We start from the raw sequence: 14,602 nt of genomic DNA, 5'->3' as shown, positions 1-14,602 counted from the left end.
TCCTTTATCAGCGAGTGCCGGTCTTCAGCCCCGATGGTACGCCCCCGAGGCCCGTGGTCTCATCCTCCTGAGACGTCAATCTGCCCATTTCCGACTCCAGGCGCGACTTCGCCGCGGCGACCTCCCTGCTCAGCGCCCGCGCCGCGGCGGCGGCCCGGGCACCGGTCACGCCGAGCACCACCAGCCCCGCCAGGACCAGCCCGGCGGCCAAGAAGATCCACGTCATGACTGCTGAGCGTACAGGCCGAGGGCCCGCTCGGCCTCCTCGCGCACGGTCTCGGCCATCCGCGGCGGCGAGACGACCCGGCCGGTGTCGCCCAGCCGCAGCGCCAGCTTGACGATCCAGTCCTCGTCACGCGCCCGCAACGTGATTTTCAGCCGTCCTTCACCCAGCTCGGCGACCTCCTCGCACGGGTAGTACTCGGCCACCCACCGCCCGGCGGCGCTGACCTCCAGCTCGACCAGCTCGTCGGTCGGCGAGGGACGGAAGACGCCCTGGGTGACGTCGATCGGCTCGGCCCCGGCGGCCGGGTCGGCGGGCACGTCGAGCACGTCGACGCCGAGCACCCGGTCGAGCCGGAACAGCCGCATGGCCTCGGCCCGGTAGCACCAGCCCTCCAGGTACGTGCGGCCGTCGACGACCACCACCCGGGTCGGGTCGACCTCGCGCGGGGTGACCTCGTCGCGCCCCGGCACGTAGTAGCGCAGCGAGAGCCGGCGCCGGGCGGTCAGCCCCTCGCGCACCCGGCCGAGCGCGTCGGGGGCGGCCTCGACGTCGAAGGCGACCTGGCTGCTGACGGTGGCCGCGCCCTCGCCCGCGGCGCGCTCCAGCTTGGCCACCACGCGCGACAGCGCGTCGCCGGCGGCCTGGACCCCGGCCAGCTCGGGCGTGGCGGCCAGCATCCGCAGCGCGACCAGCAGCGCGCTGGCCTCGTCGATGCCGAGCCGCAAGGGCCTGGCGATGGTGTCGGCGTTGTCGATGAGGATCTCGCCGCCGTCCCAGGAGACGTCGATGAGGTCGCCGGGGGTGTGGCCGGGCAGGCCGCACATCCACACGAGCTGCAGGTCGTCGATGAGCTGCTTCTCGCTCAGCCCGAACACCTCGGCCACCTCGCCGACCTGCGCCCCCGGGTGGGACATCAGGTACGGCACCAGCGACAGCAGCCTGGGCAGCCGGTCAGCCGAACCGCTCATGCCAGGGTTCCCTTCAGTCTGCGGATGACGGCCTCGCGGGCGTCGGGCGGCCCGGTCACCTCGACGTCGCCGCCGAGGCTGGCCATCCAGCCCGCGAGCCGCTCGGGGTCGGTGAAGGCCAGCTCGGCCTCGTCCCAGCCGCCCTCTCCCGGGCGTACGGTCCTGGCGAGCTGGCGCAGCCCCTCGCAGGCGCCCTGGCGCACCCGGATCACCGCGACGCGCTCGTCCACCGGCTCCTCGGGGAAGCCGACCATGGCCCGCAGGTCGACGCCGTGGGGCACCTCGACCGTGCCGGGGCGGCCGACGGCGGTGACCTGGCCGGCGATGCGGCTGAGTCGGAAGGCGCGCGGCGCGTCGCGGTCGCGGTCGAACCCGGCCAGGTACCAGCGTCCGCGCCGGCTGACCACGCCCCAGGGCTCGACGGTGCGGGCGCGTACGGTCTCGCTGCCGGAGGCGCGGTAGTCGAAGCGCACCACGCGGCGGTCGCGTACGGCGTCCCACAGGGCGGGGAAGGCCGGGTCGCGGGTGTCGACGCGCAGTTCGAGCGCGCCGCCGCCGATCGGGTCGCCGACGGGCTCGTGGGTGGCCACGCCGGCGGCGCGCAGCTTCAGCAGCGCCCCCGAGGCGGCCTCGGCCAGGCTGGCCCGCTGCCACACCTGCGCGGCCAGGCCGAGCACGGCGGCCTCGTCGGCCTCCAGGGTGATCTCCGGCAGCTCGTACGACTGGCGCTCGATCCGGTAGCCCGGCTCGTCCTCCCACGGGTCGCGTACGACGTCGATGGGGATGCCGATCTCGCGCAACTCGTTCTTGTCGCGTTCGAACATGCGCTGGAACGCCTCGTCGCCGTCCCGGTCGTAGCCGGGCACCGCCTGGCGGATCTGCTCGGCCGACAGCGGGCGCCGGGTGGCGAGCAGGCAGATCACCAGATTCAGCAACCGCTCGGTCTTACGGCGCGACATCTGCCTCACTCCTCCTTCATCGACGCTACCCTGCCCCCGTGATCAGATGGCGCAAGGGCGAGGTTGTCCGGATCCGACGCGAGTGGCCGGGAGCGGTGGAACTGGATGTCGCCGTCCCCGAAGGTGAGTGCCGGGCACTGGCCTACCCCCCGTTGGTGGGCCGCCCGGAACCCGGTGACGAGGTGCTGCTCAACACGACCGCACTCGCGATGGGTCTCGGTACGGGAGGTTACGCCATGGTGGTGGCCGTCCCGAACCGTTTGCCGCAAGATCCGCAGGGTCCGGGGCACCTGGTGAAGGCTCGATACACCCCGCTGCAGGCCACGGTCCTGGGCGCTGACGAGCAGGATTCCGAGTTCCACGAGGTTCTGAGCGAGGCCGACGACCTGGCGGGGATGCCGGTGATCGTGGCCGATCTGCATTCCGCGCTGGCCCCGATCCTCGCCGGTCTGTACGACGGCGCCCCCGGCGTCCGGGTCGCGTACGTGATGCAGGACGGCGGCGCGCTGCCCGCGTGGTTCTCGATGTCGGCGGCCCGGCTGCGCGAGACCGGCTGGCTGGCCGGGGTCGTGACGACGGGCCAGTCCTTCGGCGGCGACGTCGAGGCGGTCACCGTCCACACCGGGCTGCTGGCGGCCAGGCACGTGCTGGCGGCCGACGTGGCGGTGGTCGCCCAGGGTCCCGGCAACCTGGGCACGGGCACCCGCTGGGGCTTCTCGGGCGTGTCGGCGGGCGAGGCGGTCAACGCCGCCGGGGTGCTGCGCGGCAGGCCGGTCGCGGCGCTGCGGGTCAGCGAGGGCGACGCCCGCGAGCGGCACGTCGGCGTCTCCCACCACTCGCTGACCGCCTACGGCCGGGTGGCGCTGTCGCCGGCCGACGTGGCGGTGCCCGAGCTGCCCGGCGCGTTCGGCGAGCGGGTGCGCGACCAGGCCGAGCTGCTGGCCGTACGGCACCGCCTGGTGTCCGTGCCCGTGGACGGCCTGCACGAGGCGCTGCGCGCGGCTCCCGTGAAGCTGTCCACCATGGGCAGGGGCCTGGAGGAGGACCTGGCCTACTTCCTGGCCTCGGCGGCGGCGGGCAGGCTGGCGGCCTCGCTGCTGTCGTAGGAGTCCTTGAACGTGAACGCCTCGGGGCCCGGACCGTCGGCCCTGAGGCGTTCCAGCCGTGCCATGCCCTCGGCCAGCGAGGGAATGTGCCCCTCGGGCACCCACCACATCACCATGTACGGCTCGGCCGCGCGCAGGAACCACTCCCTGCGCCGGCGCAGCACGCCCAGGTGGACGCTGCGGTAGGCGTAGTCCCACAGGGTCTCCAGTGACTCCCACAGCGAGAAGTTGATCAGCAGGTGGTCGCCGTAGTCGTGCAGCACGGTGGCGGTCGGGTCGGTCTCGCTCTCCTTCAGCCGCCACACGAAGCCGGGCGACTCGTCGGCGACGGCGTTGACGGGTTCGAGCAGGGCGACGAACTCGGCGAGCTCGGGGGCGTCGATGGGCGCGCGCAGGTGCGCGACGTTCAGCTGGGCCAGATGCATGGGCTCAGCACACCACCACTCCGCTTCTATGTCAATCTTCATTTGTTTTAGAAAGGGAGACGCAGCACTCCCCCGGCCTCGGATCCAGCCGCGCCCGGCCCGGGTCCTCGCCCATGCCCTCCAGCAGCCCCTGGCACAGCGCCAGGTTCATCGAGCACACCAGCAGCGGCTGCTCCCGCGCCAGCGCGTGGAAGGGACAGTTGCGCAGCCGCAGCGCGCCGCCCTCGTCGTAGGGCTCGTAGCCGCGCCCGCGCAGCACCCGGTCCACGGGCTCGCCAGGATGCCGCCTGCCGATGCGCGCGCCCGCCCCCCGGGCCAGTTCCTCGGCCTGCTCCTCGGCGCCCAGCAGTTCCACGACGCCGGCCAGCACCGAGGCGGGGGTGGCGTAGTCGCGCGGCGGCAGGCTGACCGACCGCTCGCCCCTGGCCCTGCGGTAGACCTTGGCCGGACGGCCGCTGCCCGGCCCCTTCTTGTCCGGGGCGCGAAAGCCGCTCTCCAGCAGGCCGGCCTCGACGAGCTTGTCCAGGTGGTGGCCGGCCAGCGTCCTGGACACGCCCGCGGCCTCGGCGGCCTCGCCCCTGCCGACGTCGCCGCCGCCGGCCGTCACGGCCTCGTACAGGCTGCGGCGGACGGGGTCGTGCAACAGGCCGAGCGCCTGGAGGTCGTCACTGCTCACAGCCGGAGTCTACGGAGGCTCAGTAGGCGGCGAGGACGTCCACGACGAACACGAGGGTGTCGGTGCCCTTGATCCCGTACGCGGGATGGCCCGGGGCGCCGTAGCCGTAGGCGGGCGGGACGATCATCAGCACCCGGCTGCCGACCGGCACCCCGACCAGCGCCTTGTCCCACCCCTTGATCACGGCGCCGTCGCCGATCTTGAACGCCTTGGGGCGGCCGGCCGGCCAGGTCGCGTCGAAGACCCGCCGCCGGTCCCAGATCGCGCCCTCGTACTGGGTGACCAGAAGCTGCCCCGCCTGTGCAGGGCTCCCGTCGCCGCGTGCGAGCACCCTCGACTCGAAGCCGTGCGGCGGCGCGGCGTCCGGGATCGACACCTCCGGACGGGCGCCGTCGCTCACCCGTACGCCCGCCAGCGACCCGCCGCCCCCCTCGACCGAGGCGCCCTTGCGGTGGGCGCCCAGGATGTCCACGACGTAGAACAGGTCGTCCTCCGGGCCGATGCCGCGCGGCGGGTTCGTGCCGAAACCCTGCTCGGGCGGGATGGCCGCGATCACCCGGCTGCCCACCGTACGGCCCCGCAGCGCCCGGTCCAGCCCCGGCAGCAGCCCGCCCACCGGGAAGGCCGCCGGGGTGCCGCGATTGAAGCTGGAGTCGACCAGGCGGTTGTCCCGGCCGTCCCAGACGTGGGCGGTGTACTGGACGATCGCCACGTCGTCGTCGCCGAGCCGGGGGCCCTTGCCCGTGGTCAGCTCATCGATCCGCAGGTCGGCGGCGGGTCTGCCGCCGGGGAAGACGATCTCCGGTCTGGCCCCGAAGGCGCCGCCCACCTTGAGGTCGAGGTCGCCCGCCGTCGTGCTCGTGCACCCAGCCAGCAGGAGCAGTGACACCAGCGGCACGATCGTACGGCGGCGCATCGGTCCTCCCCACGACGGAGCGGCCCGGCGGCGAGACGCCACCGGGCCACGAGATGCTACCGCGTGGTCAGACCGGCCGTCAGTAGGCCGCCAGCACGTCCACCACGAACACCAGCGTGCTCTTGGCGGGGATGTTGTCCTGGGCCTGGTCGCCGTAGCCGAGGTCCGGCGGGATGCTCATGACGACCCGGCTGCCGACCGGCACCCCGGCCAGGCCCTTCTGCCAGCCCTGGATGACGTTCGCGAGCGGGAACTCGGCCGGCTGGCCGCGCTCCCAGCTGGAGTCGAACTGCTTGTCGGTGCCCCAGATCTTGCCCGTGTAGTGGACCGAGAGCGTCTGCGTGGGCAGCACCTTGGCACCCGTGCCCTGGATCAGGGTCTTGACCACGAGCTCCTTGGACGGCTTCTCGTCGGTCTTGGTGGTCAGCGTGGGGGCCTTGTCGCCGCCGGGGCTGACGACCTTGACGCCCTTGAGGCTCTCGCCGGTCTCCTTGCCGGTGGCCGCCTTCAGCGCCGCGGGCCGGGCGCCGACCACGTCGAGCACGAACACCTTCGTCGGCTCGGCGCCGGCCGTGGCCTGCCCCTGCGGCACCGAGTCGTTGGCCAGCACGGCCAGCAGCCGGCCGCCGTGCTTGACCTTGGTGAAGCCCTCCTGGAGCACCTGCGGGAGCTGCTCGTTGACCGGGACGGTCTCGGGCTGCTTGGTGTCGTAGGAGGAGCCCTGGATCGCGTTGCCCTTGCCGTCCCAGTTGTAGACGGTCAGGTTGACGATCAACTTGTCGCCCGACTTGACCTCCGGGCCGGTGCCCTGCTGGATCACCTTGTAGGAGGACTTCGTCGCGGGCGAGCCGGCGGGGAAGGTCACCGTGGGCTTGGCGCCCACGTTCCCGGTGACCTGCGGCCCGGCCGAGTCGCCGGTGCTGGTGGCGGCGCCTCCGTTCGCCCCGGCGTCGGAGTCGCCGCACGCGGCGGCGAAGAAGATCAAAGGCACGGCTGCCAGTACGGCCAGAGCGCGGCGCATGGATTTCCCTCGGAAAAGACGTCAGATTCGCGTCACCCTACCTGACTTCGAGGTAGGGCCGGGGTAAACACCACGCCCCGGCCGTGCCTCACATGCCCGCGATGAGCTTGTCCACCCGCTCGTCCACGCTGCGGAACGGGTCCTTGCACAACACCGTGCGTTGGGCCTGGTCGTTGAGCTTCAGGTGCACCCAGTCGACGGTGAAGTCGCGCCGCTTCTCCTGCGCCTTGCGGATGAACTCGCCGCGCAGGCGCGCCCTGGTCGTCTGCGGCGGCACCGACTTGGCCTCGAAGATCTTCAGGTCGGAGGCCACCCGCTCCACCGAGCCGCGCTTCTGCAGCAGGTAGAACAGGCCGCGCTTGCGGTGGACGTCGTGGTAGGCCAGGTCGAGCTGGGCCACCCGGGGCGAGGACAGCGGCAGGTCGTACTTCTTGCGGTAGCGCTCGATGAGCTGGTATTTCGTGACCCAGTCGATCTCGCGCGAGACCAGGTCGAGGTCGCCGGTCTCGACCGCGCGCAGCGTGCGCTCCCACAACTCCAGCACCCGGCGGGTGATGGCGTCGCCGCCGCGCCGGTCGACGAAGTCCTGGGCCTTGGACAGGTATTCCTGCTGGATCTCCAGGCTGCTGGCCTCGCGGCCGTTGGCCAGGCGCACCCGGCGGCGGCCGGTCATGTCGTGGGAGACCTCGCGGATGGCCCTGATCGGGTTCTCCAGGGACAGGTCGCGCATCACCGTGCCGGCCTCGATCATGCGCAGCACCAGGTCGGTCGCGCCGACCTTGAGCAGCATCGTGGTCTCGCTCATGTTGGAGTCGCCGACGATGACATGCAGGCGGCGGAAGCGCTCGGCGTCGGCGTGCGGCTCGTCGCGGGTGTTGATGATCGGCCGCGAACGGGTGGTGGCGCTGGAGACGCCCTCCCAGATGTGCTCGGCCCGCTGCGAGACGCAGTAGACGGCGCCGCGCGGCGTCTGGAGCACCTTGCCCGCGCCGCACACGATCTGCCGCGTCACCAGGAACGGGATCAGCACGTCGGCCAGGCGGCCGAACTCTCCGTGGCGGCCCACCAGGTAGTTCTCGTGGCAGCCGTAGGAGTTGCCAGCCGAGTCGGTGTTGTTCTTGAACAGATAGATGTCACCCGCGATGCCCTCTTCGCGCAGGCGTTTCTCGGCGTCGACGAGAAGGCCCTCAAGGATGCGCTCGCCCGCCTTGTCATGCGTGACGAGTTCGATGACGTTGTCACACTCGGGTGTTGCGTACTCAGGATGGCTGCCCACGTCGAGATAGAGACGTGCGCCGTTGCGGAGGAAGACGTTGCTCGATCGGCCCCAGGACACGACCCGCCGGAACAGGTAGCGCGCGACCTCGTCGGGGGACAGCCTGCGCTGTCCCCTGAACGTGCAGGTCACGCCGTACTCGTTCTCCAGCCCGAAGATGCGACGATCCATCACCTCACACTATGCCCACGGATCGGCGAGCGGGAGAGATCTTCGCAGGTGTTTTCCGGCGCACGTCCCGTTTGCCGGATTTTCCAGCGGGCTTTACCAGGTCCGCGCCCGCCCCCGCGAAGCGCGGAGCCGGGTCACGGGGTGTAGATCTCCTGAACCTTGACGATCTTGCCCTGGTACACCGTGACGAGGGACGGCTGCCGCTGCTTGGCGTGCCGCTTGACCAGGACGGACTTGTCGCAGCGCTTGGCACCCAGGCCGGTCTTGCGGTCGACGGTCATGGCGGTCATCGTCGGCTTGCAGCCGTAGGCCGACAGGAAGACGACGTCCTTGGCGATCGGGGAGGCGTAGGCGGTCACGTCGCCCTCGGGCGGGCCGACGAAGTAGCCCTCGGTCTCCACGGCCCGCTTCCACTTGATCGGCACGTACTCGGCGGTGGTGCCGCGCACGTGGGTGATCCAGCCGCGCAGGATGCCGTTGCGGCGGGAGTGGATGCCCTTGGTGAAGTCGTGGCCGGGGTCGGCCTGGAAGCTCGTACCGAAGATCGCGGGCTTCTTGTACGCCGGGTAGGCCGCGGTGGTACCGGCGTGGGCGGCGACGCCGGTCGTCAGCAGCGCGGCGGCGGCGGTGCCGCCGGCGAGGAGGGTGCGCATCACAGTGTTCACGCTTGCTGAGATCCTCTGGCGCCCGCCTCGGTTCGCCGGTGCGCGAGTGAAACAGGTCACACTCGTCGCCCTGCGTGTCCAGGGGGTCACGACGGAACAAGGCGAGGGCCGCCGTGCGGCCCTCGCCTTGTTCGGGTGCCTTATGGGCCTTACAGCGGCCCTGACCCGTCGTCCACGTCGCCCTCAGGGCCCGTGGGCGGGCCCGTAGGAGGCGCGGACGGTGGCGCCGTGGGAGGCGTGGCGGGCGGCTCCGCATCGGGGCCGGTCGGCGGGGTCGCGGGCGCGTTCGGCGGCGGGGTGGCCGGCGGGGTCGCGGACGTCGTCGTCTGGGCGAGCAGGCGCTCCAGGCGGGCGCCCGTGAGCCGCAGGAACTTGCGGTGCTCGCGGTTGCGGTCGAGCACCGCCACCTCGAGCTGCGCCACCGGCGGACGCTCGCCGCCCGGCTCGGTGAGCGCGGCCAGCGCCACCTCCAGCGCGTCGGCCAGCGACATCGACTCGCGGTAGCGCTCCTTCAGCCGCCCGGCCACGGCGTCGGCCTGGCCGCCCATGGCCGCGAAGCCGTGCTCGTCGAAGACCGAGCCGTCGAAGGTCAGCCGGTAGATGGCGTCGCCGTCGCGGTCGTCCCCGGCCTCGGCGACGACGACCTCCACCTCCAGCGACTTGATCGACTCGGTGAAGATGCGGCCCAGGTTGGAGGCGTAGAGATTGGCAAGCCCGCGGCCGGTCACGTCGGAGCGGTCGTAGGTGTAGCCGTTGATGTCGGCGTAGCGGATGCCGCCGAGGCGCAGCTCCTCGAACTCGTTGTAGCGCCCGACGGCGGCGAACCCGATGCGGTCGTAGATCTCGCTGATCTTGTGCAGCGCCCGCGACGGGTTGGGCGCCACGAACAGGATGCCGTCGACGTACTGGAGCACGACGACCGACCGGCCCCGCGCGATGCCCTTGCGCGCGTAGTCGGCCTTGTCCCGCATGATCTGCTCAGGGGACGCATATCCAAAAGGCATGGACACGTGCAGTGGTCCTTTCTAGCGCAGCGGGGCGATGGGGCCGTCGGGCGAGATCATCCGGGCCTCCAGCATCTGTTCGACCTGGGTGGCCACCTGCTGGTCGGTCAGCCTGCGGAAACCGTCGGCGTCGATCACCGACACGATCGGCCAGATCTTCCGCGACACGTCGGGCCCGCCCGTCGCCGAGTCGTCGTCGGCCGCGTCGTAGAGGGCCTGGATCACCGTCATCACCATGTCGTCGGCCGAGGCGCCGTCGCGGTAGAGCTTCTTCAGCGAGCCGCGCGCGAAGATCGAGCCGGAGCCGATGGCGTCGAACCTGTCACGCTCGTACGGGCCGCCGGCCACGTCATAACTGAAGATGCGGCCCTCGTCGCGGTCGGGGTCGTAGGCGGCGAACAGCGGCACCACCACCAGACCCTGCATCGCCATGCCCAGGTTGCCGCGGATCATGGTGGCCAGCCGGTTGGCCTTGCCCGCCACAGAAAGCGTGCGGCCTTCCATCTTCTCGTAGTGCTCCAGCTCGACACGGTAGAGCCGGGCCATCTCGATGCCGGTGCTGGCCGTGCCGGCGATGCCCATGCACGAATAGTCGTCGGCGCGGAACACCTTCTCCACGTCACGCTGCGAGATGATGTTCCCCGAGGTGGCCCGCCGGTCGCCCGCCATCACCACGCCGCCGGCGAAGGTGGCGGCCACGATCGTGGTCGCGTGTGGAACCTGGTCGCCGATCGGAGTGGCCAGCGCCTGATAACGCTGCGGCAGCAACTCGGGTGCATAAGAGCTGACGAACTCCGTGAACGAGGAGTTTCCGGAGTTTCGGAAAAGCTGGTCCACCAAGCCGGCGGGCAGATCCCTGTTCGATGCCACGCGACTCCCTCCCAACATCAGTGTCTCTAGGCCGACCCTACTCATGTTGCGTCGCTGTCTGCACTTCCCACGATCAGCTCACGGCGAACCGTTCATCAGATCGTTTCTTTACGCCCGCCACACCCCGTGCGATTGTCGGTATGTCTGCACGTCCTGAACAGGAGGCCGACTTGCGACTCCCCAGCCGGCCCGCGCTCGTCGCGGCCGCCGCCGTCCTGGCGCTCACCTCCTGCGGCTCCGGCACCCAGTCCGGGGGCAGCATCACCCTCACCATCACCGCCAACTCCATCGAGGGCGGCAAGAACTCCGAGTCCGCCGCCTGGATCAAGAAGTGGGTCATCCCCGAGTTCGAGAAGACCCATCAGAACGTCAAGGTGCTCTTCCAGGGCAACGGCGTCGACGACGAACAGTACAAAACCAAGATCGCTCTCGACCTCAAGTCCAAGACCGGGGCCGACGTCATCGACCTGGACGGCATCTGGGTCGGCGAGTTCGCCCAGGCCGGCTACGTCAAGCCGCTCACCGAGGTCGGCGGCGCCGGCGTCGAGCAGTGGGAGGGCTGGTCGCAGATCCCGCAGGCCGTCCAGGGCCTCGGCATCTTCGACGGCAAGAAGTACGGCCTGCCCCAGGGCACCGACGGCCGCGTGCTGTTCTACAACAAGACCCTGTTCAAGAAGGCCGGGCTGCCCGAGACCTGGCAGCCGGAGAGCTGGCAGCAGATCATCGACGCCGGGACCAAGCTCAAGGCGTCCGGCGTGCCCACGCCCATCCAGATCAACGCCGGCACCGCCATGGGCGAGGCCACCACCATGCAGGGCGTGCTCCCCCTGCTGGCCGGCGCCGGGTCGGAGGTCTACAGCGCGGGCAAGTGGGCCGGCGCCTCCCAGGCCGTCAAGGACGTCCTGGCCTTCTACCAGCAGATCTACGGCGGCAGCGGCCTCGGCGACCCCAAGCTCCAGCAGGAGGCCAAGGGCCGCGACAAGTCCTTCGCCCAGTTCGCGGCCGGCAAGATCGCCATCCTGGCCGAGAGCGACTACTTCTGGCGTTCGGTCATCGAGCCCAAGGCCGGGGTCGCCCCCATGCCCGACCGCGACCAGGTCGTCGGCTACGCCAAGATCCCGGCCAGACAGCCCGGCGGCGGCATCCGCGGCCAGAACTTCGTCAGCATGTCCGGCGGCGCCGTACGCGTGCTCAACCCCTTCTCCAAGAACCCCAAGCTGGCCTGGGAGCTGCTGGCGTTCATGCACTCGGCCGCCGCGACCAAGTCGCAGCTGGCGGGGCAGGCCCGCATCAGCTCACGTACCGACGTCAACGAAGAGGTGCTGACCGCCGACCCCATGCTCAAGTACGTGGCCGACGAGGTGCTGCCGATCACCGCCTACCGGCCGGGCCTGGCCGTCTACCCGCAGGTCTCGACCGCGTTGCAGGAGGCGACGGCGGCCGTGGTCAGCGGTAAGAGCGCCGACGAGGCGGCCGCGGCCTACCAGGGCAAGCTGGAGGGACTGGTTGGTGGCGCGGCCAACGTCGGCGGCTGACGCCGCGGGGCTGGGCCGGGGCAGGGCGGTCGCGTTCGTCCTGCCCGCCCTGGTCCTGATCGGCGTCTTCCTGCTCTTCCCGGCCCTGTGGACCATCTACCTCGGCCTGACCGACTACCGGCTCACCGGTCTGGCCGCCGCCGACCCCCAGGTCGTCGGCCTCGGCAACTACACCGCGGCGCTGGCCGACCCGCGTTTCCTGTCCTCGTTGTGGCTCACCCTGCTGTACGTCGGCGGCTCGGCCGTCGTCGGGCAGGCCGGGCTGGGGTTCACCCTGGCCTGGATCCTGCGCACCCGTACCGGGCCGCTGCGCAGGGTCGTCGAGGGCGCGGTGCTGCTGTCGTGGATCCTGCCGAGCACCGTGGTCGGCATGTTGTGGTTCGCGCTGCTCGACCGCGACGACGGCACGCTCAACGCGCTGCTGCACACGCCCGGGTTCGCCTGGCTGCTCGACTACCCGCTGCTGTCGATCATCGTGTTCAACGTGTGGCGCGGCACCGCGTTCTCGATGATGCTCTACTCGGCCGCCCTGGAGAACGTGCCGCCCTCGCACCTGGAGACCGCCCGGCTGGCGGGGGCGAGCGTGCCGCAGCAGCTGCGCGACGTCGTCCTGCCGACGATCAGGCGGCACGTCCTGACGAACCTGCTGCTGATCAGCCTGTGGACGTTCAACGACTTCACGCCGTTCGTGCTGACCGGTGGCGGTCCCGAGGGCCGCTCGGAGATCCTGCCCGTGTACGTCTACCGCGTCGCACTCCACGACGGCCAGCTCGGCGTCGGAGCCGCGATCTCCTTCCTCATCCTGCTGATCAACCTCGTCTTCGCCCTGGCCTACCTGCGGCTGCTGCGCGGACGCCGCCGCGCCGAGAAGGTCACCGAGGTCGCCGAGGTCGCCGCCGCCGGAGGACCGCCCGCATGATCCGCCACACGCTCGGGCGGCTGGCCGCCACCGTCTTCGTCGCCGTCGTCCTGGCCTTCTTCGCGCTGCCGATGCTCTGGCTGGCCAGCGCGCCGTTCGACGACACGCCGACGATCACCACGTCGATCCCCGAGTTCACGCTGCGCAATTTCGCCGCCATCCTGGACAACCCGTACGCGCTGGGCTCGATCCGCAACTCCCTCATCCAGGGCGGCGGGGCCGCGGTGCTGGTCGTCGTGCTGTCGGCGCTGGCCGCCTACGCCCTGTCGCGCGTCCGGCTGCCCGGCCGGGACGCGCTGCTCTACCTGCTCCTGCTGCTGTCGTCCGTGGTCACCGGCACCGCGGCGATGGTGCCGATCTTCGAGCTGGCCACCCGGCTCGGGCTCATCGACACCCATCTCGGCGTCATCCTCGTGGTCTCGGCCGGCCTGCTGCCCGCCGCGATCTTCATCCTGAAGGACTTCATGGACGAGACGCCCACCTCCTACGAGGAGTCGGCCCGGGTCTTCGGCGCCTCGTCGCTGCAGATCCTGCGGCACATCGTGGTCCCGCTCGTACGGCCCGGCCTGGCCACCATCGCCGTATGGGCGCTGGCCAGCGTGTGGGGCGGCTTCCTGTTCCAGTTCATCCTGCTGCGCGACCCCGAAAAGGCGCCCGGCTCGATCATCCTCTACACCCTCTACACCGAGGGCGGCGCGCCCCGGCTCGACCTCATCTCCGCCTTCTCCCTGCTGTACTCCCTGCCGGTGGTCCTCATGTACCTGTTCGTCTCCCAGCGGTACGGCTTCCGCTTCCACGGAGGAATCAAGCGGTGATCTCCCTGCACGGCCTGACCAAGGTGTTCCCCGGGGGCGTACGCGCGCTCGACGACCTCGCGCTCACCGTCGAGGACGGTGAGTTCTTCGCCCTCCTCGGCCCCTCCGGCTGCGGGAAGACCACTCTCCTGCGCACCATCGCGGGCCTGGAGAGCCCCACGTCCGGGACCGTCGCCATCGACGGCAAGGACGTGACCGCGCTGGCGCCGGGCGAGCGCGACGTCGCCATGGTCTTCCAGGACTACGCGATCTTCCCCCACATGGACGTCACCGCCAACATCGCCTACCCGCTGCGCATCAAGAAGGTCCCGCGTGCCCGACGGGTGGAGAAGGCCGCCGAGGTCGCCGCCCGGCTCAGTCTCACCGAGCTGCTGCTGCGGCGTCCCGCCGAGCTGTCCGGCGGCCAGCAGCAGCGGGTCGCGCTGGCCCGGGCCATCGCCTGCCATCCGGCCGCGTTCCTGTTCGACGAGCCGCTGTCCAACCTCGACGCCCGGCTGCGCCTGGAGGCCCGCACCTTCCTCAAGCGGCTGCAGCGCGAACTGGCCGTCACGACCGTGTTCGTCACCCACGACCAGGCCGAGGCGCTCGCGCTCCCCGACCGCATCGCGGTGATGTCCAAGGGCTCCATGATCCAGGTGGGCACCCCCGCCGAGATCTTCCACCGGCCGGCGACCACGTTCGTGGCCTCCTTCATCGGCTCCACCCCGATGAACCTGCTGCCCGCCCAGGCCACCGAGTCCGGGCTCAAGGTGGCCGGCGCCCTGCTCCCGCTGCCCTCCGGCCTGACCCCGGACGACGGGGCCGCCGTCACCTACGGCGTACGCCCCGAGTACATGGACCTGTCCGCCGCCGAGCGCCCGGACGCCTTCCCCGGCGTCGTCTCCGTGCTGGAGAACATGGGCACCCACACCCTCATCACCCTCGAATCCCCCGGCGGGCTCATCCAGGCCGTGGTGCCCGAGGGCGAGGAGCCGCCGCTCGGCGCCTCCCACTGGGCCGTGCCCCGCCGCGCCCTGGTCTACCGCGACGACCGGCTCCTGTCACCCTGAC

The 14,602-nt window shown here is 71.0% G+C and carries 16 protein-coding genes; 5 read left to right on the top strand and 11 right to left on the bottom strand.

What is annotated here, in order from left to right; all coding sequences use genetic code 11:
• Nucleotides 1-7: 7 nt before the first annotated feature.
• From DMB42_RS36625 to DMB42_RS36615, 3 genes are read right to left on the bottom strand one after another with little or no spacing between them, the layout of a single operon-like run.
• Entirely contained in the window at nucleotides 8-226 is a 219-nt protein-coding gene (locus tag DMB42_RS36625) for a hypothetical protein (protein ID WP_125642671.1), read from the bottom strand.
• Nucleotides 223-1,194, bottom strand: a complete 972-nt coding sequence (locus DMB42_RS36620) for a YafY family protein (protein WP_125642668.1) — start codon at nucleotides 1,192-1,194, stop codon at nucleotides 223-225. The genes DMB42_RS36625 and DMB42_RS36620 overlap by 4 nt, the downstream gene beginning before the upstream one ends.
• Nucleotides 1,191-2,153: a YafY family protein gene (locus DMB42_RS36615; RefSeq protein ID WP_125642665.1), complete on the bottom strand. Its 963-nt coding sequence runs from the start codon at nucleotides 2,151-2,153 to the stop codon at nucleotides 1,191-1,193. The genes DMB42_RS36620 and DMB42_RS36615 overlap by 4 nt, the downstream gene beginning before the upstream one ends.
• A gap of 38 nt (nucleotides 2,154-2,191) precedes the next feature.
• On the opposite strand from DMB42_RS36615, the gene DMB42_RS36610 reads away from it, so the two are divergent.
• Nucleotides 2,192-3,259: a DUF3866 family protein gene (locus DMB42_RS36610; RefSeq protein WP_125642662.1), complete on the top strand. Its 1,068-nt coding sequence runs from the start codon at nucleotides 2,192-2,194 to the stop codon at nucleotides 3,257-3,259.
• Here the strand turns inward: DMB42_RS36610 and DMB42_RS36605 are convergent.
• The 8 genes from DMB42_RS36605 to prcB form a co-directional block, all read right to left on the bottom strand.
• Nucleotides 3,205-3,684 carry a DUF3291 domain-containing protein gene (locus DMB42_RS36605; RefSeq protein WP_125642659.1) on the bottom strand — a complete coding sequence of 160 codons (480 nt, stop codon included), beginning with the start codon at nucleotides 3,682-3,684 and terminating at the stop codon, nucleotides 3,205-3,207. The two genes, DMB42_RS36610 and DMB42_RS36605, sit on opposite strands and share 55 nt — an antisense overlap.
• Before the next feature lie 31 nt (nucleotides 3,685-3,715).
• Nucleotides 3,716-4,360, bottom strand: coding sequence for a metalloregulator ArsR/SmtB family transcription factor (locus DMB42_RS36600; protein ID WP_125642656.1), 645 nt, complete (start codon nucleotides 4,358-4,360; stop codon nucleotides 3,716-3,718).
• Between the two features lie 19 nt (nucleotides 4,361-4,379).
• Nucleotides 4,380-5,276 carry an FKBP-type peptidyl-prolyl cis-trans isomerase gene (locus DMB42_RS36595; protein WP_125642653.1) on the bottom strand — a complete coding sequence of 299 codons (897 nt, stop codon included), beginning with the start codon at nucleotides 5,274-5,276 and terminating at the stop codon, nucleotides 4,380-4,382.
• Between the two features lie 79 nt (nucleotides 5,277-5,355).
• Nucleotides 5,356-6,297 carry an FKBP-type peptidyl-prolyl cis-trans isomerase gene (locus DMB42_RS36590; RefSeq protein WP_125642650.1) on the bottom strand — a complete coding sequence of 314 codons (942 nt, stop codon included), beginning with the start codon at nucleotides 6,295-6,297 and terminating at the stop codon, nucleotides 5,356-5,358.
• Nucleotides 6,298-6,385: 88 nt separating this feature from the next.
• Nucleotides 6,386-7,744, bottom strand: coding sequence for a Pup--protein ligase (gene pafA, locus DMB42_RS36585; protein WP_125642647.1), 1,359 nt, complete (start codon nucleotides 7,742-7,744; stop codon nucleotides 6,386-6,388).
• A 134-nt stretch (nucleotides 7,745-7,878) separates the two neighbouring features.
• Nucleotides 7,879-8,409: a hypothetical protein gene (locus tag DMB42_RS36580; RefSeq protein ID WP_260478152.1), complete on the bottom strand. Its 531-nt coding sequence runs from the start codon at nucleotides 8,407-8,409 to the stop codon at nucleotides 7,879-7,881.
• A gap of 149 nt (nucleotides 8,410-8,558) precedes the next feature.
• Nucleotides 8,559-9,413 carry a proteasome subunit alpha gene (gene prcA, locus DMB42_RS36575; RefSeq protein ID WP_125642644.1) on the bottom strand — a complete coding sequence of 285 codons (855 nt, stop codon included), beginning with the start codon at nucleotides 9,411-9,413 and terminating at the stop codon, nucleotides 8,559-8,561.
• A gap of 21 nt (nucleotides 9,414-9,434) precedes the next feature.
• Nucleotides 9,435-10,301, bottom strand: a complete 867-nt coding sequence (prcB, locus tag DMB42_RS36570) for a proteasome subunit beta (RefSeq protein WP_396984746.1) — start codon at nucleotides 10,299-10,301, stop codon at nucleotides 9,435-9,437.
• Nucleotides 10,302-10,453: 152 nt separating this feature from the next.
• Here prcB and DMB42_RS36565 point away from each other — a divergent pair, with 152 nt between their 5' ends.
• The 4 genes from DMB42_RS36565 to DMB42_RS36550 are packed head-to-tail and all read left to right on the top strand — an operon-like array spanning nucleotide 10,454 to nucleotide 14,601.
• Nucleotides 10,454-11,818 carry an extracellular solute-binding protein gene (locus DMB42_RS36565; protein ID WP_221762512.1) on the top strand — a complete coding sequence of 455 codons (1,365 nt, stop codon included), beginning with the start codon at nucleotides 10,454-10,456 and terminating at the stop codon, nucleotides 11,816-11,818.
• A complete protein-coding gene (locus DMB42_RS36560) occupies nucleotides 11,793-12,737 on the top strand; it encodes a carbohydrate ABC transporter permease (RefSeq protein WP_125642637.1) in 945 nt (314 codons plus the stop codon). Before DMB42_RS36565 ends, DMB42_RS36560 begins: the two co-directional genes overlap by 26 nt.
• Nucleotides 12,734-13,552, top strand: coding sequence for a carbohydrate ABC transporter permease (locus DMB42_RS36555; protein ID WP_125642634.1), 819 nt, complete (start codon nucleotides 12,734-12,736; stop codon nucleotides 13,550-13,552). Before DMB42_RS36560 ends, DMB42_RS36555 begins: the two co-directional genes overlap by 4 nt.
• A complete protein-coding gene (locus DMB42_RS36550) occupies nucleotides 13,549-14,601 on the top strand; it encodes an ABC transporter ATP-binding protein (protein WP_185845039.1) in 1,053 nt (350 codons plus the stop codon). Before DMB42_RS36555 ends, DMB42_RS36550 begins: the two co-directional genes overlap by 4 nt.
• Nucleotide 14,602: the final 1 nt, after the last annotated feature.

The sequence above is a fragment of the Nonomuraea sp. WAC 01424 genome (genome assembly GCF_003947315.1).
Classification (GTDB): Bacteria; Actinomycetota; Actinomycetes; order Streptosporangiales; family Streptosporangiaceae; genus Nonomuraea; species Nonomuraea spiralis.
This window is presented reverse-complemented; position numbering and strand designations above follow the sequence as displayed.

Coding starts and splice junctions, on each gene's coding strand:
- DMB42_RS36625 (WP_125642671.1), bottom strand. CDS start 226: ATGACGTGGATCTTCTTGGCCGCCGGGCTGGTCCTGGCGGGGCTGGTG.
- DMB42_RS36620 (WP_125642668.1), bottom strand. CDS start 1,194: ATGAGCGGTTCGGCTGACCGGCTGCCCAGGCTGCTGTCGCTGGTGCCG.
- DMB42_RS36615 (WP_125642665.1), bottom strand. CDS start 2,153: ATGTCGCGCCGTAAGACCGAGCGGTTGCTGAATCTGGTGATCTGCCTG.
- DMB42_RS36605 (WP_125642659.1), bottom strand. CDS start 3,684: ATGCATCTGGCCCAGCTGAACGTCGCGCACCTGCGCGCGCCCATCGAC.
- DMB42_RS36595 (WP_125642653.1), bottom strand. CDS start 5,276: ATGCGCCGCCGTACGATCGTGCCGCTGGTGTCACTGCTCCTGCTGGCT.
- DMB42_RS36590 (WP_125642650.1), bottom strand. CDS start 6,297: ATGCGCCGCGCTCTGGCCGTACTGGCAGCCGTGCCTTTGATCTTCTTC.
- pafA (WP_125642647.1), bottom strand. CDS start 7,744: ATGGATCGTCGCATCTTCGGGCTGGAGAACGAGTACGGCGTGACCTGC.
- prcA (WP_125642644.1), bottom strand. CDS start 9,413: ATGCCTTTTGGATATGCGTCCCCTGAGCAGATCATGCGGGACAAGGCC.
- prcB (WP_396984746.1), bottom strand. CDS start 10,301: ATGTTGGGAGGGAGTCGCGTGGCATCGAACAGGGATCTGCCCGCCGGC.
- DMB42_RS36555 (WP_125642634.1), top strand. CDS start 12,734: ATGATCCGCCACACGCTCGGGCGGCTGGCCGCCACCGTCTTCGTCGCC.